Annotated in this window: 1 protein-coding gene; it reads right to left on the bottom strand. The window is 76.5% G+C overall.

What is annotated here, in order from left to right:
- Positions 1–562, bottom strand: a 562-nt coding sequence (locus D7V93_RS43825) for a protein kinase domain-containing protein (RefSeq protein ID WP_147451722.1), incomplete at its 3' end; no start/stop codon positions are given.
- Positions 563–601: the final 39 nt, after the last annotated feature.

Raw genomic sequence — 601 nt, 5'->3', positions numbered from 1 at the left:
CCTCCAGCCTCCGCGCGAGCCCGAAGTCCAGCAGGCTCAGCGCGCCGCCCTCGCGCAGGAAGAGGTTCTCCGGCTTGAGGTCGCGGTGCGCGAGCCCCACCGCGTGCACGCGCGCCACCGCCGGACACAGCCCCGCGAACAGCTCGCGCACGCGCGCCACGGACGCGGCGCCAGTGCCGGGCAGCGCCGCCATCCACGCCGCCAGCGTCTGGCCGCGCAGCAATTCCTGCACGAGGAAGGGCCTGCCGCCGACGCGCCCCTCCTGGAGCACCGCGGGCACGGTGGGCGGGCCCACGCGCCGCAGCGCCTCCGCTTCATGGGCGAAGCGCGCGTGGTGCGGACCCAGGCCTACCTTGAGGGCCACCTCGCGGCCGTCCTCCTCGCGCACCGCGGCGAAGACATGGGCGAAGCCCCCCACGCCCAACAGGGCGGCGCCGGCCAGGCCGGGGACGTCCGGGATCGCCAGCGGCTCCGGTGGGGGACCGGACTCGTCGGCGGGGACGCCATTCACGGGACACGCCGCGCCGGGAGCGAGGCGGCGGTGGCAGACCGGACAGCGCATGCGGGTGCCGGAAGGCTACCAGAGCGCTCGCATCAGGAC

The sequence above is a fragment of the Corallococcus llansteffanensis genome, assembly GCF_003612055.1.
In the GTDB taxonomy this organism is placed as follows: Bacteria; Myxococcota; Myxococcia; order Myxococcales; family Myxococcaceae; genus Corallococcus; species Corallococcus llansteffanensis.
The sequence above is the reverse complement of the archived record's forward strand: the minus strand, read 5'-3'. Positions and strand labels throughout refer to the sequence as shown.